Source organism: Mannheimia sp., from assembly GCF_056854775.1.
On the sequence record NZ_JBXGGI010000016.1, the window covers coordinates 1 to 23,002 of the forward strand.

Here is a 23,002-nt window from a genome sequence, read left to right on the forward strand (position 1 = left end):
GAGTAGGTAAGGTTCTTCGCGTTGCATCGAATTAAACCACATGCTCCACCGCTTGTGCGGGCCCCCGTCAATTCATTTGAGTTTTAACCTTGCGGCCGTACTCCCCAGGCGGTCGATTTATCACGTTAGCTACGGGCACCAGACTCAAAGTCCAATCCCCAAATCGACAGCGTTTACGGCGTGGACTACCAGGGTATCTAATCCTGTTTGCTCCCCACGCTTTCGCACATGAGCGTCAGTACATTCCCAAGGGGCTGCCTTCGCCTTCGGTATTCCTCCACATCTCTACGCATTTCACCGCTACACGTGGAATTCTACCCCTCCCTAAAGTACTCTAGACTCCCAGTCTGAAATGCAATTCCCAGGTTAAGCCCGGGGCTTTCACATCCCACTTAAAAGTCCGCCTGCGTGCCCTTTACGCCCAGTTATTCCGATTAACGCTCGCACCCCCCGTATTACCGCGGCTGCTGGCACGGAGTTAGCCGGTGCTTCTTCTGTAGTTAACGTCAATTGATTGTTCTATTAAAACAACCACCTTCCTCGCTACCGAAAGAACTTTACAACCCGAAGGCCTTCTTCATTCACGCGGCATGGCTGCATCAGGGTTCCCCCCATTGTGCAATATTCCCCACTGCTGCCTCCCGTAGGAGTCTGGACCGTGTCTCAGTTCCAGTGTGGCTGGTCATCCTCTCAGACCAGCTAGAGATCGACGGCTTGGTGAGCCATTACCTCACCAACTACCTAATCTCACTTGGGCTCATCTTATGGCAGGTGGCCCGAAAGTCCCACCCTTTAGTCCGCAGACATTACGCGGTATTAGCTACCGTTTCCAGTAGTTATCCCCCTCCATAAGCCAGATTCCCAAGCATTACTCACCCGTCCGCCACTCGTCAGCAAAGAAGCAAGCTTCTCCCTGTTACCGTTCGACTTGCATGTGTTAAGCCTGCCGCCAGCGTTCAATCTGAGCCATGATCAAACTCTTCAATTAAAAGTTCAATCGCTCAATACTGCTGACATAAAATAATCACACTAATTTAAGTAAACTTAAAAAAGTTAAAATGAATTTCTAGTTAGCACCTATTAAGACTTCAAAATTAAAAAATATTTTCAAAATCAAGTTAATCAACAAGTGCCCACACAGATTGTCTGATAAATTGTTAAAGAGCAAAATAAAACGACGCACCGGAATCAAACTTAATCTCTTCACAACAGTGCGTCGTTGTGTGGGGTGCATTATAGAGAAATCTAAAATGAACGCAAGTGTTTTTTGCAAAAAATTTTGAAAAAATCACCGCTTGTTGAATTTCTCGGCAATTTGATTATTCCATTAACAAAATTTGCTAATTAATTGCTCTTTTAAGCCACTTTGTCTTTCTGTCTTAGATCCTACACTATATTTCCATACTTTCTCGCTACCAAATAACGTGAATTTATCTTTAGCTCGAGTAATCGCTGTATAAATTAGCTCTTTCGTTAATACAGGAGAAATCACTAGCGGCAATACTAAAACAGTATGCTCAAATTCCGATCCTTGCGATTTATGCACTGTCATAATATAAGCCGCTTCGTAACTTGAGATTCTACTCAATGGCAAGCTATGATATTGTTCGTCTGATTGTTGAGAATCAAAATAAACTCTCATTTCTCCATTTTCATCAGGTAAAATAATGCCAATATCGCCGCTGGCGATTTTATTTGTTGGCATATTTTCGGTAATGAGGATGGGTTTGCCAATATAGCGGTCTCGGCTATGATTAAATCTCACCAAGCCAGCTTTACGCAAGCCTTCCGCTATCGCTACATTTAATTTTTCAACGCCTAATTCACTGACACGCAATGCCGATAGAAAACGTACTTTTTGGAATTTGTCAAAAATGGTTTTCACGCTCATAGCCTGCGGATTTTCTTCTCTTTGCTGCACCGCTTGCAAATAAGCACGATAAAGCTCTACGGCTTTATCCACAACCATTTGCACGCTTTTTTCAAGCCAATTTGATTTATCTGCCATATCCTTTGTTTCAGGATAAATCCTATTCTCTAACTTACCGCTGTCTTGGTATTTAGCAAATATTTCCCAAGAATAATTAATTTTTTGATCATTAACCGCATTAGCTAACTCACCGATCCACATTTTTTCGCCGAAACGATAGCTATGTTTTAAATGAGCCAGTGAATCACCAATTGCTAAAGCATTACCTACTTCTATTCCATAACCAGTAACTTTTTTTAAATAATCACAATGAGATTGACTATAGCCATACGCCAAGAATGAACCTAACTCGCCCATAATAGATCCCGCCTCAACGGAAGCAAGCTGGTCTTTATCCCCTAACATAATCAAGCAAGCGGTTGGCTTCAATGCTTGCATAATTTTTTCCATCATTGATACATCGATCATCGATGCTTCATCTAGTACAACCACATCATAATGGAGTGGATTTTTCACATTATATTTTGTTTCATCGGTTAAAGGTCTTGCACCAAGTAAACGGTGAATTGTTATTGCTTCTGTTGGAATGGCTTTAATTAATTCGGGCGAAAGTTGTTTTTCCTCCGCTAATTTTCCCTCAATCGATTCTTTCATTCTTGCTGCCGCTTTGCCCGTTGGGGCTGCGAGGGCAATCTGGAGAAAAGGTTGATGTAGCTCTCGCTGTTTTAGTTGAAGCCCGAGCAATAGTTTCACAACCGTAGTGGTTTTCCCTGTTCCCGGTCCACCGGAAATAAGGCTAAATTGTTTTTCAAGTGCAGTTGCAACCGCTACTTTTTGCCAATCAATTTCTTGTTGAGGGTTTGATTGACGCTCAAATAGTTGCTCGATAATTTTTTTATTTAACTCTGCATTGGTAAATTTTTCTGAAAATTTGACCGCTTGTTGCAAATAAAGTGCAATATTATGCTCTGCCTGCCAATAACGATAAAAATAAAGCAGCCCATTTTGAAACAACATCGGAGCAATTTTTTCAGGCAAATAACTAAAAGCAATGTGATCTTTTAACACGTCTTGCCATTCAAGCGGTGAAATTTTTCCAATTTTTTGCAAAATTGCCTTAAGTATATGATGGCATTGCGGTTTTGCACTTAACTCAAAAAGATTAGAAAGTTCTAACGAATTTAAACGTAACACCGTATGCCCTAATCCAACTTGATAAGAAATCAATGCAGCAAGCAACACCGCCAGATCTTTTTGCTGCTGAGGATAATTATATTGCATTTGTTTGCTCTCAATAAAAGCCGCAAATTGGTAGTTTAAATCAGAAATAATCTTCTCTTTTTTTAGTTCAAATAATAAATTTAGCATATAAAACTTCTCGCATTAGTTCGCTAATACTAATCTTTTTTGCATTATTTTCTAAGGGATTTTTCATTTTCAGCGTATAATTTCGCACACTTATTAATTTATCTCGTTAGAAGAAATATGAAACCAGCTACCGCAACCATTGACAGCCAAGCCCTTCGCCATAATATCCAACTTATTAAATCTTTCGCTCCACAGCAAAAATTATTGGCGATGATCAAAGCCAATGCTTATGGGCAAGGTTTACTGCCAGCTGCCGCCACACTGACAGATTTAGTCGATGGCTTTGGTGTTGCCCGCTTGCGTGAAGCATTGGAAATTCAAGAAACCGGCTATACCGGCAAAATTGTACTGGTGGAAGGTTTTTTTGATCGTGAAGAGTTGCTTAAAACCCTTTCTCGCAAATTTGACACCGTGATTCATAACATTGAACAGTTGGAATTATTAGAACAAGTGAATCAAGAATGGGAAGAAGAGCAGAAAAAAGGCTTTTGGAAACGCAAGGCAAAAATCTATTTTCCGATTAATATTTGGCTAAAAATTGATACCGGTATGCACCGCTTAGGTGTTCACCCCGAACAAGTGGATATGTTTGTAGCACGTTTACAAAAATGTGCGTTGGTCAATTCTATTAGTTTTGTCAGCCATTTCAGCCGTGCAGACGAATTAGATTGCGGTTATACGGAAAAACAGATCGCCGTGTTTGAACAAGCCACCGACAAATACAAAGCACACGATCGCAGCATTTCCGCCTCAAGCGGAATTTTGTATTGGAAACAAGCTCATTATGATTGGGTTCGCCCCGGCATTATTATGCACGGAATTTCTCCACACTACAGCCCGATTACTGATTTAGGTTTTAAGCCTGTGATGACCCTTTCTTCATCACTGATTGCGGTCCGCACCCACAAAGCTGGCGAGCCTGTCGGCTACGGTGGTGCTTGGGTCAGCCCGAAAGATACCAAACTGGGTGTAATCGCAATGGGCTACGGCGATGGCTACCCTCGCAACGCTCCTGAAGGCACGCCTGTTTTGGTAAACGGCAGAATTGTGCCGATTGTCGGGCGTGTGTCAATGGATATGCTCACGGTTGATTTAGGGGCTGATAGCCAAGATAAAGTAGGCGATAAAGTGATTTTTTGGGGAGAAAAATTACTGATTGAAGATGTGGCGAAACACATCGGCGTGATTAGCTATGAGCTGATTACCAAGCTCACTCCTCGTGTGATTTTTGAATATCAATAACCAACCTACCACTACTGCAATAACCTCTCAATTAAGTTTTTTCAGTGACAAGACAGGGGAAGTGTAAACTTCCCCTGCTCCTTATTGACATAAGGAGGCGAAAAACAACTATGTAGGAGGTTCAACTTGAAAAAATACGATGTATCAATTGGTGGTAGTATTATCTTTTCTTCCCAAACCGATTATCAGCAAATCTCTACTATTATTTCCCACCTAGGATATAACGAAGTAGAACACCAACTACATAAAAATCTTCAATTTAATAAACAACTTCAATTAACTGAATTCGAGTTTCGGGGAATATCTGATAAAGAAAAGGAAACTTTGAAAAATTTATTAGACAAAAGCCAAATCAGCTATATAGATATTATTCTTAGTGCTACCGCTGAGAATATCCCATAATCCATTCAATCATAAATTCAAATAAGGTACGTTACTATGAAGTACAAACATCTACTTTCCATAATTTCTACTTTTACTTTATCTGGCTGTCTATTTTCTCAATATATGATGTCTGATGAGCAAGCATATAAATGGGGAAAAGAAGAAGGCATTACAACAGCTTGCTTAAATTATAGCAAGATACCCGAAGTAAAAAATCTAATGAACTTATCGCAATATCCTAATGTAGGTTTAGTGAATGAATTAAGACTCATTGCATATGATACTATTGGAACAAGTATTTATGGTCCTCGTTTCCATCAATTAAAACGAGATTATCTATTCAAAAAAACAGGAGAATCTCGCCAAGCAATAATGGACAAAGCTCGTAATGAAAATTCACGAGTATCCGCAGAAATTTGCTCACCTTATTTAAGGCACTATGAAAATACTTATTATCAATTAAAAGCTAAATACGGTTACTAAACTATTAGGAGTAAATATGAAAATAAAAACTGGTTTATTAATTATAAGCAGTGCTATTTTATCTGCTTGCACTAATAACACTCTATATAATTCATCATTAACCTCATCTGAGCCAAAATATAAAATTTCAGATGAAGATACGAAAAGATGGATAATCGAAGGAAATAAAGTAGAACAATGTGTATTTAATAAAGAATATCGTAATAAAGACTTTAGTAAACTCACACAAATAGAGCAAACTTTACATACTAAAGAGGTTTACCGTAGTACACTAATTTCAGTGATTGGGGAGAATAATGTCCAAATAATCAATAGTGATCCAGCATCTCAACGATATGTTGAACAACAATTTCAAAAATTTAATCACGCAGAACCTGCTAAATTTGATAAAAAATGGTGCCAAGATATAAAACGTGATTATCAGATAGAATTAAATAAGCTGAAAATGAGCAAAAGGAACAAGCCACATTGATGAAAAAACGAAAATTAGAGGATCAAAAACGCCAAGAACAGTTAGAAAAAGAAAGTGCCGCTCGCCAAGCCTATTACGCTACACCGCAAGGGCAAGCTGCATTAGTACAACAACAAATGTTAGCTCAACAACAAGCTATGCAACAACAAATGGCAGCACAACAGCAACAAATGTATGAGGCTCAGCAATGGAATCAGCTTAATCAGCAAATCCAAAATATGAATCAATCCATACAGCAATCAAATCAACAAATGATGCAGATGTATAACAACAGAACAAAAAATGTTAGTTGTTACAATGCTTTAGGTAACGTAACTTGCTATAGTTATTAGATAAACAAGCGATCAGATTTTGCAAATTTTTTACCAAATCTGACCGCTTGAATAGTATTAAGCGAGAATTAAATTATTTCGCACAACCGCAAGTTGCTACTTTTTCTTCAAAACGGCGACCTGCTTCGTCCCAGTTTACCACGTTCCAGAATGCTTTGATGAAATCCGGACGGCGGTTTTGGTAGTTTAAGTAGTAAGCGTGTTCCCACACATCTAAACCTAAAATCGGGTAGCCTGAAACGCCAGCTACTTCTTTACCCATTAATGGGCTGTCTTGATTTGCAGTTGAAACCACAGCCAATTTGCCTTCTTCAGCCACTAACCACGCCCAGCCTGAACCGAAACGGGTGGTTGCTGCTTTTTCAAATTCAGCTTGGAATGCTTCTACCGAACCAAAATCACGCACGATGGCATCTTTTAATGCACCTTGTAAAGTTGTACCAGTTTTTAAACCTTTCCAAAATAAAGTGTGATTTACGTGTCCACCCACGTTGTTGCGTACTGCAACACGTTTTTCAGCAGGCACTTGGCTTAAATCTTTAATCAACTCCGCAGGGCATTTTTCTAATAGCTCTGAATGAGCTTCTAATGCCGCATTTGCATTGTTAATATAAGCTTGGTGATGCTTAGAATGGTGGATTTCCATTGTTTTTGCATCGAAATGGGGTTCTAACGCATCGTATGCGTAGCCTAGTTCTGGTAATGTGTATGCCATTTTTTTGTCCTCATATATAAAGGTTAATCACTCATTGCTAAGTTTAGCATTTTTTTGATCTAAAACAAGAAATCTGTGATTTAATCTTCAGATTAATCACAATTAATGCAATAGGCAAACATAGCAGGCGATAAAAAGCACAATTTCCCACAAAAAAAGATTGACAAAAGAAAAGGTTTGCCACATTCTCTCAATTAATTCATCTTTATTGAGAAACAACAAAATGTTTAACCTAGCAACCATTATTACCACCACGATTACCATTATGCAATCACATAATGCGGGTAAGTGTTGCTAAAAAACAGAATTTAAAATGCCCGCTACAAGCGGGCATTTTTGTATAAAAATTTGCAAATATTAATATCAGGAGAAACTATGCGAGTTCTAAAATTTGGTGGCACATCGCTTGCCAATCCGGAACGCTTTATGCAAGCGGCGGATATCATCGAAAAAGCCCATTTAGCTGACCAAGCGGCAGGTGTATTATCCGCTCCAGCTAAAATCACTAACCACCTTGTTGCGATTGTTGATAAAGCTATCGCTGGTGAATCCTTTGAATCAAACCTTTCTGAAGCAACTGAAATTTTCCACAATATCATCAACGGTTTATATGAAGCCAATAATAACTTTGCTCGTGAAGCGTTATTAGCCTTAGTTGAGGCGGAATTAGCCCAAATTCAACAGGTAGCAGCTGACTCGGCAAAAAGCAAATCTTTATCGGATGATATTGCAGCGACCATTCATTGTCGTGGCGAAAAACTTTCTATTGCGATGATGCAAGCGTGGTTTGAAGCGAAAGGCTATGATGTTACCCGCATTGATCCTGTGGAAAAATTATTGGCTCACGGCAGCTATTTAGAATCTTCAGTGGATATTGCTGAATCCACCAAGCGTGTTGATGCCGGCTCAATTCCTAAGAAAAACGTAGTATTAATGGCAGGCTTTACCGCAGGTAACGAAAAAGGCGAATTAGTGCTTTTAGGTCGCAATGGCTCTGACTACTCTGCAGCGTGCTTAGCTGCGTGCTTAAAAGCGGATGTGTGTGAAATTTGGACAGACGTCGATGGTGTTTACACCTGTGATCCTCGTTTAGTACCGGATGCAGTTTGCTTAGAATCAATGAGTTACCAAGAGGCAATGGAGCTTTCCTACTTTGGAGCGAAAGTAATCCACCCTCGTACTATCGGGCCGTTAGTGCCGTTAAATATTCCGTGCTTAATCAAAAACACTGGTAACCCGGACGGCAAAGGCACATTGATTGACAGCAATGTGGCAACCGATGGCTTAAAAGTAAAAGGGATCACCAACCTAGATAACGTGGCTATGTTCAACGTGTCCGGTGCGGGTATGCAAGGTATGGTGGGAATGGCTGCTCGAGTGTTCTCCACAATGTCAAAAGCCGGCATTTCGGTGATTTTAATTACTCAATCTTCCTCAGAATACAGCATCAGTTTCTGCGTGCCAGCAAAATCGGCAGAAAAAGCCTTAGCAGCACTCAATGCGGAATTTGCTCACGAATTAGCCGAAAACTTGCTCGACCCAATTGATATTATCAAAGATTTATCCATTGTGTCTGTGGTTGGGGATGGTATGCGTACCGCCAAAGGTATTGCTGCTCGTTTCTTCTCTGCCCTAGCTCAAGCGAATATCAGTATTGTGGCAATCGCACAAGGTTCATCTGAGCGTTCAATTTCAGCAGTTGTGCCACTGAATAAAGCGATTGAGGCAGTGAAGGCGACACACAAATCCTTATTTAATAGTAAACGTGTAGTCGATATGTTTTTAGTCGGTGTCGGTGGCGTGGGCAGCGAGTTAATCGAGCAGGTTAAACAGCAAAAGGAATTTTTGGCAAAGAAGGACATTGAGATCCGAATTTGTGCCTTAGCCAACTCGGATAAAATGTTGCTGAACGAAAACGGCTTAAATTTAGATAACTGGAAAGAAGATTTAGAAAAAGCGATCCAGCCGTCTGATTTTGATGTGTTACTTTCATTCATCAAATTCCACCACGTTGTAAACCCTGTATTTGTGGATTGTACTTCGGCTCAATCGGTGGCGAATCTTTATGCTCGTGCATTAAAAGAGGGGTTCCACGTTGTAACACCGAACAAAAAAGCCAACACCTCAGGTTATGATTATTACTTGGAAATGCGTGAAAATGCACGTCAAAGCCAACATAAATTCTTATATGAAACGAATGTGGGTGCGGGTTTACCGGTGATTGAAAACCTACAAAACCTCTTGGCAGCGGGCGATGAAGTGGAAAAATTTGAAGGGATTTTATCAGGCTCACTTTCCTTTATTTTCGGCAAATTGGAAGAAAGTTTAACTCTCTCTCAAGCGACTTTAATTGCAAAAGAAAAAGGCTTTACCGAGCCTGATCCTCGTGATGATTTATCCGGTGCGGATGTCGCTCGTAAATTGTTAATTCTTGCTCGTGAAACCGGCTTACCGCTTGAATTTGACGATATTGAAATTGAAGGTGTATTGCCAAAAGGGTTCTCAGAAGGAATGAGCCGTGATGAGTTCTTAGCTGTTCTGCCATCATTAGATGAAGAATTTGATAAACGTGTGCAAGCAGCTAAAGCCGAAGGCAAAGTGTTACGTTATGTAGGCTCAATTACCGGCAATAAATGCCGTGTAGCTATTGAAGCTGTTGATGAAAATCATCCACTTTACAAAGTGAAAGACGGTGAAAATGCCCTAGCTTTCTTAACTCGTTATTACAACCCAATCCCACTCCTTTTACGAGGCTACGGAGCAGGCAATAGCGTAACAGCAGCCGGTATTTTTGCCGATATTCTTCGCACTCTACACGGAGGAGCAAACTAATGGTTTTACGCATTTATGCACCGGCATCCAGTGCCAATATCAGTGTCGGTTTTGACTCTTTAGGGGCTGCAATTTCCCCGATTGACGGCTCATTGCTCGGCGATGTCGTCCAAATCGAAGATTGTGATCAGCTCTTTGAATTAGAAAGTGCCGGCTATTTCGTCAGAAAATTACCCAAAGAGCCACAAAAAAATATCGTTTATCAAGCTTATGTGCTTTTCAGCGAACGCTTAAAACTGCGTGGTGACAACGTAAAAAATTTACGTTTAACACTCGAAAAAAATATGCCGATTGGCTCAGGGCTTGGCTCGAGTGCTTGTTCGATTGTGGCAGCATTAGTGGCTCTCAACAAATTCCACAATGAACCATTTTCAAAAATGGAATTATTGGAAATGATGGGCGAGCTGGAAGGCAGAATTTCAGGCTCAATCCACTACGATAACGTTGCTCCTTGTTACTTAGGTGGCTTACAGCTAATGACTCAATCGCTCGGCAACATTTGCCAACCGTTGCCGTTCTTTGATGAATGGTACTGGGTATTGGCTTATCCGGGCGTGGAAGTTTCCACTGCTGAAGCCCGTGCAATTTTACCGAAAAGCTACACTCGTCAAGATATGATTCAGCAAGCCCGCTATTTAGGCTCTTTCGTTCACTCTTGCCACACGCACCAAGATATTTTGGCAGCAACAATGATGAAAGACCTCATTGCCGAGCCATATCGTGAAGATTTGCTCCCTAACTTCCCAACCGTTCGACAAGGCTGTAAAGATTTAGGGGCATTAGCGGTTGGTATTTCCGGCTCCGGTCCAACGATGTTCGCCATCGCCCCTGATTTAGAACACGCCCAACGATTAGTGAACTACTTGGAAAAAGAGTATCTACAAAACAACGAAGGGTTTATTCACATCTGTAAAGTAGATAACCAAGGGGCAAGAGAGCTGAAATAGCCTCTATTCTCATCAATAGTCAAGCGGTCATATTTATTAAATTTTTTACTAAATATGACCGCTTGCTTTTTGCCTATCTCAATATATTCCATTTGGTTATATCAAATACCTTCTAGCTACTAGCAAATCACTCAAAAATAAGTATGATAAAGTTAAATTTTAATACCTAATCTAAAAGGAACACTATTATGACTATCTATGCAGACAACTCATACTCTATTGGCAACACTCCGCTTGTTCGTTTAAAGAATTTCGGTAACGGCAATATTGTGGTTAAAGTGGAAGGACGTAACCCAAGTTTTAGCGTGAAATGCCGTATCGGTGCGAATATGGTTTGGCAAGCAGAGAAAGACGGTATTTTGACTAAAGGTAAAGAAATTGTCGATGCAACCAGCGGTAACACGGGTATCGCATTGGCTTACGTTGCCGCAGCTCGTGGCTATAAACTCACTTTAACAATGCCTGAAACGATGAGTACCGAGCGTAAACGTTTATTGCGTGGTTTAGGCGTAAACCTTGTTTTAACCGAAGGGGCAAAAGGAATGAAAGGGGCAATTGCAAAAGCGGAAGAAATTGCAGCCTCAAACCCTGATCATTACGTTACCTTAAAACAATTTGAAAACCCGGCAAACCCTGCGATCCACCAACAAACCACCGGTCCTGAAATTTGGGATTCAACCGAAGGTAAAATTGATGTGTTAGTGGCAGGTGTGGGTACAGGTGGTACTATTACCGGTGTTTCTCGTGCGATTAAACAAGACAAAGGCAAACAAATTATTTCTGTGGCAGTTGAGCCGGCAGAATCGCCTGTCATTACTCAAACCTTAAACGGCGAAGAAGTGAAACCGGCTCCACATAAAATTCAAGGCATTGGTGCGGGCTTTATCCCGAAAAACCTTGATTTATCATTAGTGGATAGAGTTGAGCAAGTATCAAGCGAAGAAGCCCTCGCAACCGCTCGCCGATTAATGGCGGAAGAAGGTATTTTAGGCGGTATTTCATCAGGTGCTGCTGTTGCAGCAGCAGATCGCTTAGCAAAATTACCTGAATTTGCTGATAAACTTATCGTGGTAATTTTACCATCTGCCTCTGAGCGTTATTTAAGTACACTTTTATTTGAAGGGATTGAGGCTTAATTCCTATCAATGCCGGCTTTTGCCGGCATTTTTCTTTCCACAAGCGGTCATTTTTTATAAAAAATTTGCAATTTTGCGATGGTTGCGGTATTCTTCGCCATATCTTTTACGGTTAAACCGTCTCTAGCTAAATATCAAAGAATCCAATCTTTCATTATTAATTATACATTCCAATTATGCATCTTACTCAATTAAAAAATACCCCCGTTTCTGATCTTGTTGAAATGGGTGAAAACCAAATGGGCTTGGAAAATCTTGCTCGTTTACGTAAACAAGATATCGTTTTTGCCATTCTCAAACAACACGCAAAAAGTGGTGAAGATATTTTCGGTCAAGGCGTGTTAGAAATTTTGCCGGACGGCTTTGGTTTCTTGCGTTCTGCGGATAGTTCATACTTAGCTGGACCTGATGATATTTACGTTTCGCCAAGCCAAATCCGCCGTTTTAACTTACAAACCGGGGATAAAATCGAAGGTAAAATCCGTCCACCGAAAGAAGGGGAACGATACTTCGCGCTGTTAAAAGTGGATGCTGTGAATGACGATAAACCGGAAGTTTCTCGTAGCAAAATTTTATTTGAAAACTTAACACCATTACACGCAAACTCTCGCTTGAAAATGGAACGTGGCAACGGTTCAAAAGAAGATTTAACCGCTCGTATCTTAGATTTGGCGGCTCCTATCGGTAAAGGTCAGCGTGCGTTAATCGTAGCTCCACCAAAAGCGGGTAAAACCGTCCTTCTGCAAAATATCGCACAAAGCATTACATCTAACCACCCTGAATGTGAGTTGATCGTTCTCTTAATTGATGAGCGTCCGGAAGAGGTAACGGAAATGCAACGCACTGTACGTGGTGAAGTGATTGCCTCGACCTTTGACGAACCAGCAACCCGCCACGTTCAAGTGGCTGAAATGGTAATAGAAAAAGCCAAACGCTCAGTTGAACATAAAAAAGATGTGGTGATTTTATTAGACTCTATTACCCGTCTTGCCCGTGCTTATAACACCGTAACTCCGGTTTCAGGTAAAATTCTTTCCGGTGGTGTGGATGCTAACGCTTTACATCGTCCCAAACGTTTCTTCGGTGCCGCACGTAATGTAGAAGAAGGTGGCAGCTTAACAATTATCGCGACCGCCCTTGTGGATACAGGCTCGAAAATGGACGAGGTTATCTTTGAGGAATTTAAAGGTACAGGTAATATGGAATTACATTTATCTCGCCGTATTGCTGAACGCCGTATCTTCCCAGCCATTGACTTTAACCGCTCAGGCACTCGTAAAGATGACTTGTTAATGGAAGCCGATGAGCTACAAAAAACCTGGATGTTGCGTAAAGTGCTGAATCCTATGGATGAAGTGGATGCGATCGAATGGTTAATTGATAAATTGATGATGGCAAAAACCAACGAAGGCTTTTTTGAGATTATGAAACGCTCATAATGCCATAGAAAAAATCCCGCTTAATGCGGGATTTTTTGTTGCTGGAAAAGCAATTACACTAGTTGAATCGCAGATAAAAAGCAGCTGATCTTACATTCGCCACAGCCATTACATAACTCATTATTCACCGTTAAATTATTAGAAATTGCCTGCTGAGGGCATTTCTCTTGGCAAACAGTACAAGGCTGATTTTTCTTAACCAGACAATCATTAGCGAAATGAGGTCTAAGTTCCGTATCCTTTTTAAAGGCAATATTCAGAGCATTCTGCGAGCAATGCATTGCACATTGTCCGCAAAGATCGCAACTCATATAATCCAATTCCAAAACCGCTTTTTGTTGCTGAATTTGAATCAAATTATATGGGCAAGCACGAACACAATCACCACAGCCCGTACAAGCAGCGAGAAATAAAGATTCCTCTGCTGCAAAAGGCGGACGATGTGCTAAACGAGTCGTATCTCGCTCAGGCTTGGTAGTTGAATGAAAAAGGCTACGCAGCAATCCACGCCGTGAAATAAAATTATGGCTTAGATATGCCTCATAATATTGTTCATTCTTACCTTGCATTGCTTTATTACTCATAAATACTTTATATAAAATTAAAGGTAAACAGCTATCCACCTTTAATTAATCACTATCCTGCGATCGCGGTTCCAACTGTCATATGTAGCCCATAAAATACGGTTCTACCAATCATTTCCGCAAATAAGACAATAATAACAGCTAAGGCTAGGTTAAATACATTTTTCATTTTGAAAAGTAAGAAACTTGCAACCGCTAATAAGCATAGACGGATAACGTGCATAACAGCATAGTCTGACACTAAATCTGTCGCTCGAGTTGCTGAACTGTAAATTTCGCTAAGTCCAAAACCTTGATAAATTACCACAATCGCTGCCAAAAATACTGCAATCAAATACCCCCAAGGTAAATAGCAAATTGAGTACTCTTTATGCGGATTTGAGTTAAGTAAAGCGTACGCCAACGCAATACCGCCAATCACTACGGTTAAGTAGAACTGCCAAGAGGTAAATACCGTATTCCAAGTTGGTACTGTACTGATATGATATAAATTATTCATCATATACATAAACACCAGACCGATACAAGCGGTCAAAATTAACCAAATTTTTGCAAGTCCTTGTGGCATTTTGCCCAGTACGGCAAGTAGCCAATATAATCCGGCTAATGCGAAGAAAGTTGCTCCGCTGGCAATTTCGTTACTGAGCATTGATTCGCCCACTCTATTTAAGCTATTAAATGCACGCATTGGTGAACCTAAATGCAGAACGGAGGCAATAAAGCCAATTGCTAATAAGACAAGCGGAATAAACATCGCTTTATGCAAATACGCTCTGCTTTGGTCTGAATGATTACGGCATAAAACAAAGGTAAAAATCAACCAACAGCCAACAACCGTTTGAGCAAGTACGGTGAAAATAATCAAAGGTAATTCATGTAAGCCGTTCATATTACACCTCCCTTGGATTTGCTAAAAAACCGGTTTGGTCACCACTTGGGCGAGCATTTTTATTCGGTTTTACCACCAAATTTGGCTTGGTAAATTCTGATGATGGCAATGGCGCAATAGAAGCTTGATTGCCGTATTTTTCACGTAATTCCGCAATAGGTGCGAAATCTAATGCACGTAACGGGCAGGCATCCACACAAATCGGTTTACTGCCTTCTTTCACTCGAGAATAACAACCATCGCATTTTGTCATCAGCCCTTTTTTAATATCGAACTGAGGCGCATCGTAAGGGCAAGCCATACTGCAATAACGGCAGCCAATACATTTTTCTTCATCGACAATTACAAAGCCATCTGCATTTTTGTGCATAGCACCTGTCGGGCAAACTTTACTACAAGCAGGATCATCACAGTGGTTACAAGAAATTGACATATAGTAAGTAAATATATCTTGATTCCAACAGCCTTGATTGTCTTGTATCCAGTTACCGCCCGTATATTCATAAATACTGCGAAAATTCACATCCGTGCCTAAATCTTTATAATCCTTACAGGCGAGTTCACAAGTTTTACAGCCGGTGCAACGCTCAGAATCGAAATAAAAACCATATTGTTCCATAGCTTACTCCTATAATTTTGCAACTTGAACCAAGTTAGAATGTTGTGGATTGCCTTTTGCCAAAGGAGATGGACGTTGTGTTGTCAGCACATTCACACAGCCACCATGGTCGATGCCTTTATTATCAGGCGCATACCAACCACCTTCACTTAACGCCACTACCCCCGGCATAATGCGAGGAGTCACTTTGGCATTGATGTGAACTTCACCACGGTCATTAAAGATTTTCAGCATATCGCCGTTTTTTATGCCTCTAGGTTCTGCATCAATCGGATTAATCCACACTTCTTGTGGTGCGGCAGCTTTCAACACATCCACGTTACCATAGGTTGAGTGTGTACGGGCTTTATAGTGAAAACCACACATTTGCAGAGGGTATTTTTCCATAAGTGGATCGCCGTAATGCTCAAAGCTATCGACGTGGATTGGTAGCGGATGAATCACTTCATCTTTATCCAACTCCCAGGTTTTTGCAATTTCAGCCAAACGTTCAGAGTAAATTTCAATCTTACCTGATGGCGTTGCTAATGGATTTGCCTCTGGATTTTCACGGAAGTCTTTATAAGCAATAAAGAAACCGTTAGGATCGACTTTTTTGAAAATACCTTGTTTTCTAAACTCTTCAAAAGTAGGTAATTCAGGCAACTGAGCTCTGGATTGTTCATAAATATGGCGTAGCCACTCTTCCTGTGTACGACCTTCAGTAAACTGCTCTTTTACGCCCAATTTTTCTGATAAATCACTTAACATATCGTAAATATTGCGACATTCAAATGGCGGTTTAACCACTTGATCCGCAAAAATGATGTAGTTCATATTGGAAGTGAAAGCATCTAAACAGAAATCCATTTGCTCAGATGTGGTACAGTCAGGGAGCAAAATATCGCTATATTTCGCCGTTGAAGTCATATGGTTGTCAATCGTAATAATAAGCTCACATTTAGAGTCATCTTGTAGAATCTCGTGAGTACGATTAATGTCCGCATGTTGGTTAATTAAGCAGTTACTTGCATAGTTCCAAATCACCTTAATTGGGGCTTTCAAACGTTCAACACCACGAATACCGTCCGTTTTATCGGTCATTTCTGTTGCACGAATAATCGCATCCGTCCAAAGGAACATCGGGATACTGGCTTTAACAGGGTTAGTTAAAGTCGGCATACGTACAAACGGAATACCGTAAGTACTTTCACGCGCCCCTGTGTTACCACCACTGATTCCCACATTTCCGGTCAAAATAGGTAACATCGCAATCGCACGGGAAAGAATTTCCCCATTACTACGGCGTTGAGGCCCCCAACCTTGTGAAATACAGGCAGGTTTCGTTGCACCAATTTCTCGTGCTAATTTCACAATACGATCAGCCGGAATACCGGTAATTTTTGCCGCCCATTCAGGGGTTTTAGCAATACCATCACCACTCTGCCCTAAAATATAGGCTTTATAGTGACTATTTTTTGGTGCACTTGCCGGCAAGGTTTTTTCATCGTAACCAACACAATATTTATCAAGGAATGGCTGATCAACTAAATTCTCAGTAATAAGTACATAGGCAAGAGCCGATACCAACGCAGCATCGGTACCAGGGCGAATAGGGATCCATTCATCTTCTTTACCCAAGCCTGTATCCGTATAACGAGGATCAATAATAATTAATTTAGCATTCGATTTTGCTTTAGCTTGTTGAATACAGTAGGTTAAACCACCGCCACTCATTCGGGTTTCGGCAGGGTTATTACCAAACAAGACGATCAGTTTGGAATTTTCGATATCCGCCATACCATTACCCAATGCCCAGCCACCACCGTAGGTGTAATCTAACCCGACTGCAATTTGTGCAGTACTATAATCGCCATAATGGTTTAAATAGCCACCAATGCAGTTCATTAAGCGAGCAACCATAGTTAAGCCCGGTGGCCAAGATTTTGTCATAGTTCCACCTAAAGTCCCGGTACCATAATTGAGATAGATACTTTCGTTACCATATTCGGCAATATTTTTCTTTAAAGAAGCAGCAATCGTGGTTAAAGCCTCATCCCAAGTGATACGCTCAAATTTACCCTCACCACGCTTGCCTACACGTTTCATTGGATATTTCAAACGGTCAGGATTATAAACCCGACGACGCATTGAACGCCCGCGTAAACAAGCTCTTACTTGGTGATCAACATTGTAAGTTTCTGTCCCCGTATTATCGGTTTCAACATAAGTAATTTGATCGTCTTTAACGTGCATACGCAACGCACAACGGCTACCGCAGTTTACGGTGCAAGCACTCCACACGATTTTCTCATCACCGGCAGTTTTAACCGGAATAGATTCAGCTTTCGCTGCAAAAGGAAGGGATAAACCGGAAGCTGCCGCCGCTAAACCTGTTGCGGACGTTGTTTTCAGAAAACGACGACGATTTAAGTTAAGGTTAAAATCACTCATATAATTTCCCCCATTAATATTAGGAAAATCAGACTTTAACCCAAAAGAAGTAAAAATGACTTGATATATATCAACATAAGTATAAAAACCAATAAAATCAAAAACTTAAAAATAACAAGCATTCTCATTAGCCTGATAAAGGTAACATAAATAGACAAGGGCTACCTATCGGTAGCCCCTGAATTTATCAAAATAAGAAAAAACTAATAACTTTCTAAAACCTCTCTCAGCACTTTCATTCCCTGCTCAATTTGATTGTCGGAAATAACCAATGGCGGAAGTAAACGTAACTTGGTTTTTGCGGTGAGGAACAATACACCTTTTTCAATGCATTTTGCTACCACATCGGAGGCTAAAACGCCTTCTTCAAATTCAACACCGATCATTAGACCTAAGCCTGAAACGGATTTCACTTTAGGCAACGCGACCAAAGTTTCACGGAGTTTCTGCCCTTTGCGTTGTACTTCGGCGAGAAAATCAGTATTGATTTTATCCATCACCACATTAGCACCGGCACAGGCGACAGGGTTTCCGCCGAATGTAGAACCGTGGTCGCTTTTACCCAACGTATTTTCAACTCTTTCGCCTAATAAAAAAGCCCCTATCGGCAAGCCGCCACCTAAGCCTTTGGCAAGTGTAACCACATCCGGTTTTAAGCCAAATTGTTCGTAAGAGAATAGTGTACCGGTACGCCCAATCCCAGTTTGCACTTCATCAATAATAAAGATGAAGTCTTTTTCTTGGCAGAGCGTTTGTACTGCTTGCAAGTAATCATTGTCTAGCGAACAAACACCTCCCTCGCCTTGCACCACTTCTACCAAAACACCACAGACATCATTGGTTTGTAAACGTGCTTTTAAGGCATCAATATCATTTGCCGGCACATATTCAAAGCCCTCGGTAAATGGGTGGAAATGTTGATGGAAAACATCCTGCCCTGTTGCCGCAAGAGTGGAAATTGTCCGCCCGTGGAAAGAATTCACTAAGGTTAAAACCGTTGAACGCCCTGCTCCATATTTATCGTGGCTATATTTGCGTGCTGTTTTTACTGCTCCCTCATTCGCTTCTGCCCCTGAATTGCAAAAAAATGCTCTTTTTAGACCGCTTGCAGTTACTAATTTTTTCGCTAATTGGCTTGAGGGTTCAGTAAAAAATAAATTTGAGGTATGCTGTAATTTTCCTGCTTGAGCTACCACTGCATTGAGCCAATCATCATCCGCCCAACCTAAACTGTTTACGCCGATGCCACTCGTGAAATCCAAATATTGATTGCCCTCAAAATCCCACACATTACAACCTTTACCGTGTGAAAGAGCGAGATCAAATCTGCCGTAAGTTTGAGCAATATAATCTTTATCTAATTGTTTGATGTTGTTGCTTGTTGTCATTTTTTTATCCTTTTTTTATAAAAACGTGTACCGTTTTTGCCGCCAAAGAGTTCCACTAAAATGGCGTGATCGACTCTCCCATCAATAATATTCGCTTCAATGCCGCCAGCATTGATGAAATCGGTACAGCAAGCAATTTTCGGGATCATACCACCCGCAATAATCCCCTGCTCGATTAAGCCTTGTACCTCGCTTACTTCTACCTCAGGAATCAAGGTATTTTCATCAAAGCGATCTCGTAGTAAACCGGCAATATCGGTCATTGAAACTAATTTTGCTGCTTTTAAGGCAATCGCAATTTCGCTCGCGGCAGTATCAGCATTGATATTGTACGCCTGCCCGTTTTCATCCACACCCACAGTGGAAAGCACAGGAATTAAGCCGGCGTTAAGGGCGATTTCAATCACTTGCGGGTTCACTTTCACAATATCGCCCACAAAGCCGTAATCCACTTCATCTTCTAATTTTTTGCATTGCAACATTGCCCCATCAATGCCGCATAAGCCGATGCCTTTGCCTTTAAGCAATGCAACCAAACTTTTATTCACTTTGCCGGCTAACATTTGCAATACCACATTGATAGTATCGCTGTCTGTCACACGTAACCCATTAATAAACTGTGGTTCTTTGCCTAGTAATTTCACCCCTTGGGAAATTTCCGGCCCACCACCGTGTACTAATACAACTTTTACGCCTAAACGATTCAGCAGCAAAATATCCGCCATTACCGATTTCTTCAGTTCTTCGTTAATCATCGCATTACCGCCGTATTTCACCACGATGATTTTATCCTGCCATTTTTCAAGACAAGCGGTTGATTTTTCTAATAAATTTGCGAATTGGTTGATTTCTTGAATGTTCATATTTTTCTCACTATTATAGTTCCCCTCTTTAGAAAAGAGGGGTTAGGGGAGATTTGATTACGATACTAAATTTCTAACCCCGAAACTTCATCCCTACCCAACATAATATTCATACACTGCACCGCCGCACCGGAGGCACCTTTGCCTAAATTATCAAAACGGGCGGCGAGGAGAATTTGGCTTTCATTGCCATAGACAAAAATCTCAAGATTGTCTTTTCCTGAAAAAGCATTGGCAGAGAGCATGCCGTCTTCGGGTAAATCTTGATAAGGGTGAATATTAATTAATGGATTGCCTTTATAATAATCATTCAATAGATTTGCAATTTCTTCACCAGATTTGACCGCTTGTAACGCTGAAATTGGTAATGGTACAGTAACCAGCATTCCGCTGTAGTAATCCGCTACCACAGGGGTAAAAATAGGAGGATTTTGCATTAGCGTTAAGGCTTGCATTTCAGGTAAGTGTTTATGTTTTAAAGCAAGACCATAAACACGTGGGGTGCCAAAAGCCTCTGTTCGCTCTGGGTTTTGGTAATCGGCGATCATTGATTTACCGCCACCTGAATAGCCAGTCAATGAATGGCAACTGAGTGGATAATCTGCCGGCAACACGCCTTTTTCAACCAATGGGCGAACCAAAGCAATATAACCGGTGGCGTGGCAACCCGGCACAGCAACGCGGTTGGCGTGTTTAATTTTTTCACGCTGTCCGCTTAATTCTGCAAAACCATACACCCACTCAGGATTGACTCGGTGGGCGGTGGAAGTATCGCAAATACGGGCATTTTTCGGGGCATTTGCCACTAATTCTTTTGAGGCATCATCAGGCAGGCAAAGAAAAGTTAAATCCGCCTCAGCCACTTTTTGCACACGGGCATTCAGATCTTTGCGTAGCTCGTCAGGTAAAGTCAAAAGCTCAATATCTTCTGCTGCACTTAACCGCTCGTGAATGCGTAGCCCTGTTGTACCAACGGCTCCGTCCACAAAAATTTTGTATTTGCTCATTCCAAATCCTTTTCTTTTTATCTTGATAAAATTAGTCTTAGTCTAAGCCTATTCAGACGAAAACTCAAGTTTATTTTTGAATAATTATTCACTAAAAATAAATTAATATTCAAAACAAACATAAAAAAATCCCTAACAAATATTGTTAGGGATAATAAGGCTAACTTATTAAAATTTATCCAGTTCTAGCTTTAAGGCCTTTACATTCGCCTTTTGGTAAGCAGGATGATGTTCTACTTGCTCAAGATAACGAGCGATATTTGGGTAATTTGCCATATCTACATACTTTTTACCCCATTTCAATGGAAAACAGAGCGAAAAATCTGCCCCTGTAAGTTCTTCACCTACAATCCATTTCTTACCAACCAAAGCTTGTTCTATATGATTGAAATAAAGTGGCGTTTGTGTTTTGGCATAATCACCGAAAGCACCAAGCTCAGAACGACTAGCAATCATACCAATAAGGTTGGCGGAGAAAAGAGAGGCTGAAATCGAAAGCCAATAATGATACATTGAGTAAGCATTCGTCTGACGCTTTGGTTCTAACCGACCGTTTCCATAACGGTCAATCAAATATTGAATAATTGCATTCCCTTCAGACAGCACTAAATCGCCATCTTGCAATACAGGAGCCTTACCGAGTGGATGCTGTGCTTTCAATTCAGCCGGAGCAAAACCACTCTCTTCGCGATGATAAATTTTCAGTTCATAATCCAACCCTAATTCTTCCAATAACCACACAATCCGGTGCGAGCAAGAGTTGTTGAGATAATGTAAAATTATCATAGTTTGTTCCTTTTTAAATAAAAAGTACGGTCAATTCTTGCAAAGTTTTGCGAAAAATCGACCGCTTGTCAATTAGATATTCAAAGGAGTATGCTCTCGTCCTTTTACAGGAGGTAACCAGTTTCCACCATCGCAATTATATTGCCAGTGCAGATCCGGATAGCCGTAGTGGTCGGCACGTTCAGGGTCAAATTCGCTTTCAATCTCGCCATAGCGTTTTTGTTGCAACAGTGTGGCGATATTTGGGTTGAGCATCACCGCTTTCCCCAATGCCAAAAACTCGCAAAAACCGGTGGAAAATGCCTGTTCAATTGCTTCGCCCGTCAGCAAGTTACCTACGCCGATCAGCGGTAATTTTCCGCCAATGCGAGCGTGAATTTGCTCAATGCGGGTTTTGCTTTCGTCTGCTCCACGGCGGGCTTTATTGTAGAAATCCCAAAGCGAAACGTGCAGATATTGCAACGGTTTTTCGACCAACGCATCCAGCAAATCAAAGGTATCTGCCATCGTTAAACCCTTCTCGCCCGGCTCTTCCGGTGAAAAACGGTAGCCGATAATAAAATCCGGCTTGGCGTGTTTTTCACGCACCGCAGTAACCGCATCCACAATCGCCAATGGAAAACGCAGACGGTTTTCAAGGCTTCCGCCCCATTCATCGGTGCGTTGGTTAAACTCTCGTGAGAAAAACTGCTGAATTAAATAGCCGTTCGCCCCGTGAATTTCCACACCGTCAAAACCGGCACGGATTGCCAAATCGGTGGCATTGGCAAAGGCTTGAATTAAACTGTGAATTTCTTGTACAGTCGCTGAACGCGTGCCGGTTTCGGTGTGATCACTTGCCGAGATTTTGTCGCTGCCGTTTAAATCTTTAATGGCGTGAATACCGCCGTGATGAATTTGTAACACCGCTTTCGCCCCCTGATTTTTCAGGATTTGAGCGGTTTCGGTGAGACTGGCTAAATGGCTGTCGTCAATCACCGCCGGTTGCCCGAAAAACGCCTTACCTCCGTCTGCAACCAGAGTCGCCGCTGTGATAAAAATACCCATATTTTCGGCACGGTTGCTGATAAATCGGCGTTCTTGTTCGCCCAACGTGCCGTCCGGGTTAGAACCTAAATGGGTCATCGGGGCAACCACAAGGCGGTTTTTGATT

Annotated in this window: 20 protein-coding genes and 1 rRNA gene; 9 read left to right on the forward strand and 12 right to left on the reverse strand. The window is 41.2% G+C overall.

Translation table 11 applies throughout. The features are described from left to right. A 16S ribosomal RNA gene (locus tag ACJHV0_RS01165) occupies window positions 1–988 on the reverse strand; the annotation flags it as partial. Between the two features lie 339 nt (window positions 989–1,327). Beyond that, window positions 1,328–3,298: an exodeoxyribonuclease V subunit alpha gene (recD, locus tag ACJHV0_RS01170; RefSeq protein ID WP_483133141.1), complete on the reverse strand. Its 1,971-nt coding sequence runs from the start codon at window positions 3,296–3,298 to the stop codon at window positions 1,328–1,330. 117 nt (window positions 3,299–3,415) lie between these two features. Between recD and alr the strand changes: the two genes are divergently transcribed. From alr to ACJHV0_RS01195, 5 genes are all read left to right on the forward strand, one after another. Then, the gene (alr, locus tag ACJHV0_RS01175) at window positions 3,416–4,540 is read left to right on the forward strand and encodes an alanine racemase (RefSeq protein WP_334232684.1); all 1,125 of its coding nucleotides are present in this window, start codon (window positions 3,416–3,418) and stop codon (window positions 4,538–4,540) included. 126 nt (window positions 4,541–4,666) lie between these two features. Then, window positions 4,667–4,942, forward strand: a complete 276-nt coding sequence (locus ACJHV0_RS01180; RefSeq protein WP_483133142.1) for a hypothetical protein — start codon at window positions 4,667–4,669, stop codon at window positions 4,940–4,942. A gap of 36 nt (window positions 4,943–4,978) precedes the next feature. Continuing rightward, window positions 4,979–5,407 carry a hypothetical protein gene (locus ACJHV0_RS01185; protein ID WP_483133143.1) on the forward strand — a complete coding sequence of 143 codons (429 nt, stop codon included), beginning with the start codon at window positions 4,979–4,981 and terminating at the stop codon, window positions 5,405–5,407. A 16-nt stretch (window positions 5,408–5,423) separates the two neighbouring features. Then, window positions 5,424–5,879, forward strand: a complete 456-nt coding sequence (locus ACJHV0_RS01190; RefSeq protein ID WP_483133144.1) for a DUF5358 family protein — start codon at window positions 5,424–5,426, stop codon at window positions 5,877–5,879. Further along, window positions 5,879–6,211 carry a hypothetical protein gene (locus ACJHV0_RS01195; protein WP_483133145.1) on the forward strand — a complete coding sequence of 111 codons (333 nt, stop codon included), beginning with the start codon at window positions 5,879–5,881 and terminating at the stop codon, window positions 6,209–6,211. The genes ACJHV0_RS01190 and ACJHV0_RS01195 overlap by 1 nt, the downstream gene beginning before the upstream one ends. Window positions 6,212–6,284: 73 nt before the next feature. On the opposite strand, the gene sodA is transcribed toward ACJHV0_RS01195, so the two are convergent. Continuing rightward, window positions 6,285–6,926: a superoxide dismutase [Mn] gene (sodA, locus tag ACJHV0_RS01200; protein WP_483133146.1), complete on the reverse strand. Its 642-nt coding sequence runs from the start codon at window positions 6,924–6,926 to the stop codon at window positions 6,285–6,287. Window positions 6,927–7,301: 375 nt separating this feature from the next. On the opposite strand from sodA, the gene thrA reads away from it, so the two are divergent. The 4 genes from thrA to rho all read left to right on the forward strand — a co-directional run bounded on the left by thrA (window position 7,302) and on the right by rho (window position 13,280). Next, a complete protein-coding gene (gene thrA / locus ACJHV0_RS01205; RefSeq protein WP_483133147.1) occupies window positions 7,302–9,758 on the forward strand; it encodes a bifunctional aspartate kinase/homoserine dehydrogenase I in 2,457 nt (818 codons plus the stop codon). Beyond that, window positions 9,758–10,705 (forward strand): homoserine kinase, encoded by a 948-nt coding sequence (gene thrB, locus ACJHV0_RS01210; RefSeq protein ID WP_483133148.1) that lies wholly within the window; start codon window positions 9,758–9,760, stop codon window positions 10,703–10,705. Before thrA ends, thrB begins: the two co-directional genes overlap by 1 nt. 188 nt (window positions 10,706–10,893) lie before the next feature. After that, complete coding sequence (cysK, locus tag ACJHV0_RS01215; protein WP_483133149.1) at window positions 10,894–11,841, forward strand: cysteine synthase A; 948 nt, start codon at window positions 10,894–10,896, stop codon at window positions 11,839–11,841. Window positions 11,842–12,017: 176 nt separating this feature from the next. Continuing rightward, window positions 12,018–13,280, forward strand: a complete 1,263-nt coding sequence (gene rho, locus ACJHV0_RS01220) for a transcription termination factor Rho (protein WP_025235525.1) — start codon at window positions 12,018–12,020, stop codon at window positions 13,278–13,280. Window positions 13,281–13,333: 53 nt separating this feature from the next. On the opposite strand, the gene napF is transcribed toward rho, so the two are convergent. From napF to ACJHV0_RS01265, 9 genes are all read right to left on the reverse strand, one after another. Continuing rightward, window positions 13,334–13,864, reverse strand: coding sequence for a ferredoxin-type protein NapF (napF, locus tag ACJHV0_RS01225; protein ID WP_483133150.1), 531 nt, complete (start codon window positions 13,862–13,864; stop codon window positions 13,334–13,336). Between the two features lie 52 nt (window positions 13,865–13,916). Further along, a complete protein-coding gene (locus ACJHV0_RS01230; RefSeq protein WP_483133151.1) occupies window positions 13,917–14,753 on the reverse strand; it encodes a DmsC/YnfH family molybdoenzyme membrane anchor subunit in 837 nt (278 codons plus the stop codon). 1 nt (window position 14,754) lies between these two features. Then, complete coding sequence (locus ACJHV0_RS01235; protein ID WP_483133152.1) at window positions 14,755–15,372, reverse strand: DMSO/selenate family reductase complex B subunit; 618 nt, start codon at window positions 15,370–15,372, stop codon at window positions 14,755–14,757. Between the two features lie 9 nt (window positions 15,373–15,381). Further along, a complete protein-coding gene (locus tag ACJHV0_RS01240) occupies window positions 15,382–17,805 on the reverse strand; it encodes a DMSO/selenate family reductase complex A subunit (protein ID WP_483133153.1) in 2,424 nt (807 codons plus the stop codon). Between the two features lie 203 nt (window positions 17,806–18,008). Beyond that, a complete protein-coding gene (locus ACJHV0_RS01245; protein WP_483133154.1) occupies window positions 18,009–19,193 on the reverse strand; it encodes an acetylornithine/succinylornithine family transaminase in 1,185 nt (394 codons plus the stop codon). Continuing rightward, a complete protein-coding gene (argB, locus tag ACJHV0_RS01250) occupies window positions 19,190–20,056 on the reverse strand; it encodes an acetylglutamate kinase (protein ID WP_483133155.1) in 867 nt (288 codons plus the stop codon). Before argB ends, ACJHV0_RS01245 begins: the two co-directional genes overlap by 4 nt. Window positions 20,057–20,121: 65 nt before the next feature. Next, on the reverse strand, window positions 20,122–21,063 hold the full coding sequence (gene argC / locus ACJHV0_RS01255; protein ID WP_483133156.1) for an N-acetyl-gamma-glutamyl-phosphate reductase: 942 nt from the start codon (window positions 21,061–21,063) through the stop codon (window positions 20,122–20,124). 168 nt (window positions 21,064–21,231) lie between these two features. Then, window positions 21,232–21,849, reverse strand: coding sequence for a glutathione S-transferase family protein (locus tag ACJHV0_RS01260; protein WP_483133157.1), 618 nt, complete (start codon window positions 21,847–21,849; stop codon window positions 21,232–21,234). Window positions 21,850–21,921: 72 nt separating this feature from the next. Next, window positions 21,922–23,001, reverse strand: a complete 1,080-nt coding sequence (locus ACJHV0_RS01265) for an NADH-dependent flavin oxidoreductase (protein ID WP_483133158.1) — start codon at window positions 22,999–23,001, stop codon at window positions 21,922–21,924. Between the last annotated feature and the right edge of the window lies 1 nt (window position 23,002).

What these genes read in the sequence shown, in the direction of transcription:
- argC (WP_483133156.1), bottom strand. Translation starts at nt 21,063, where the DNA reads ATGAGCAAATACAAAATTTTTGTGGACGGAGCCGTTGGTACAACAGGG.
- ACJHV0_RS01190 (WP_483133144.1), top strand. Translation starts at nt 5,424, where the DNA reads ATGAAAATAAAAACTGGTTTATTAATTATAAGCAGTGCTATTTTATCT.
- ACJHV0_RS01185 (WP_483133143.1), top strand. Translation starts at nt 4,979, where the DNA reads ATGAAGTACAAACATCTACTTTCCATAATTTCTACTTTTACTTTATCT.
- alr (WP_334232684.1), top strand. Translation starts at nt 3,416, where the DNA reads ATGAAACCAGCTACCGCAACCATTGACAGCCAAGCCCTTCGCCATAAT.
- recD (WP_483133141.1), bottom strand. Translation starts at nt 3,298, where the DNA reads ATGCTAAATTTATTATTTGAACTAAAAAAAGAGAAGATTATTTCTGAT.
- ACJHV0_RS01195 (WP_483133145.1), top strand. Translation starts at nt 5,879, where the DNA reads ATGAAAAAACGAAAATTAGAGGATCAAAAACGCCAAGAACAGTTAGAA.
- cysK (WP_483133149.1), top strand. Translation starts at nt 10,894, where the DNA reads ATGACTATCTATGCAGACAACTCATACTCTATTGGCAACACTCCGCTT.
- thrA (WP_483133147.1), top strand. Translation starts at nt 7,302, where the DNA reads ATGCGAGTTCTAAAATTTGGTGGCACATCGCTTGCCAATCCGGAACGC.
- ACJHV0_RS01235 (WP_483133152.1), bottom strand. Translation starts at nt 15,372, where the DNA reads ATGGAACAATATGGTTTTTATTTCGATTCTGAGCGTTGCACCGGCTGT.
- rho (WP_025235525.1), top strand. Translation starts at nt 12,018, where the DNA reads ATGCATCTTACTCAATTAAAAAATACCCCCGTTTCTGATCTTGTTGAA.
- ACJHV0_RS01245 (WP_483133154.1), bottom strand. Translation starts at nt 19,193, where the DNA reads ATGACAACAAGCAACAACATCAAACAATTAGATAAAGATTATATTGCT.
- napF (WP_483133150.1), bottom strand. Translation starts at nt 13,864, where the DNA reads ATGAGTAATAAAGCAATGCAAGGTAAGAATGAACAATATTATGAGGCA.
- sodA (WP_483133146.1), bottom strand. Translation starts at nt 6,926, where the DNA reads ATGGCATACACATTACCAGAACTAGGCTACGCATACGATGCGTTAGAA.
- argB (WP_483133155.1), bottom strand. Translation starts at nt 20,056, where the DNA reads ATGAACATTCAAGAAATCAACCAATTCGCAAATTTATTAGAAAAATCA.
- ACJHV0_RS01240 (WP_483133153.1), bottom strand. Translation starts at nt 17,805, where the DNA reads ATGAGTGATTTTAACCTTAACTTAAATCGTCGTCGTTTTCTGAAAACA.
- thrB (WP_483133148.1), top strand. Translation starts at nt 9,758, where the DNA reads ATGGTTTTACGCATTTATGCACCGGCATCCAGTGCCAATATCAGTGTC.
- ACJHV0_RS01260 (WP_483133157.1), bottom strand. Translation starts at nt 21,849, where the DNA reads ATGATAATTTTACATTATCTCAACAACTCTTGCTCGCACCGGATTGTG.
- ACJHV0_RS01230 (WP_483133151.1), bottom strand. Translation starts at nt 14,753, where the DNA reads ATGAACGGCTTACATGAATTACCTTTGATTATTTTCACCGTACTTGCT.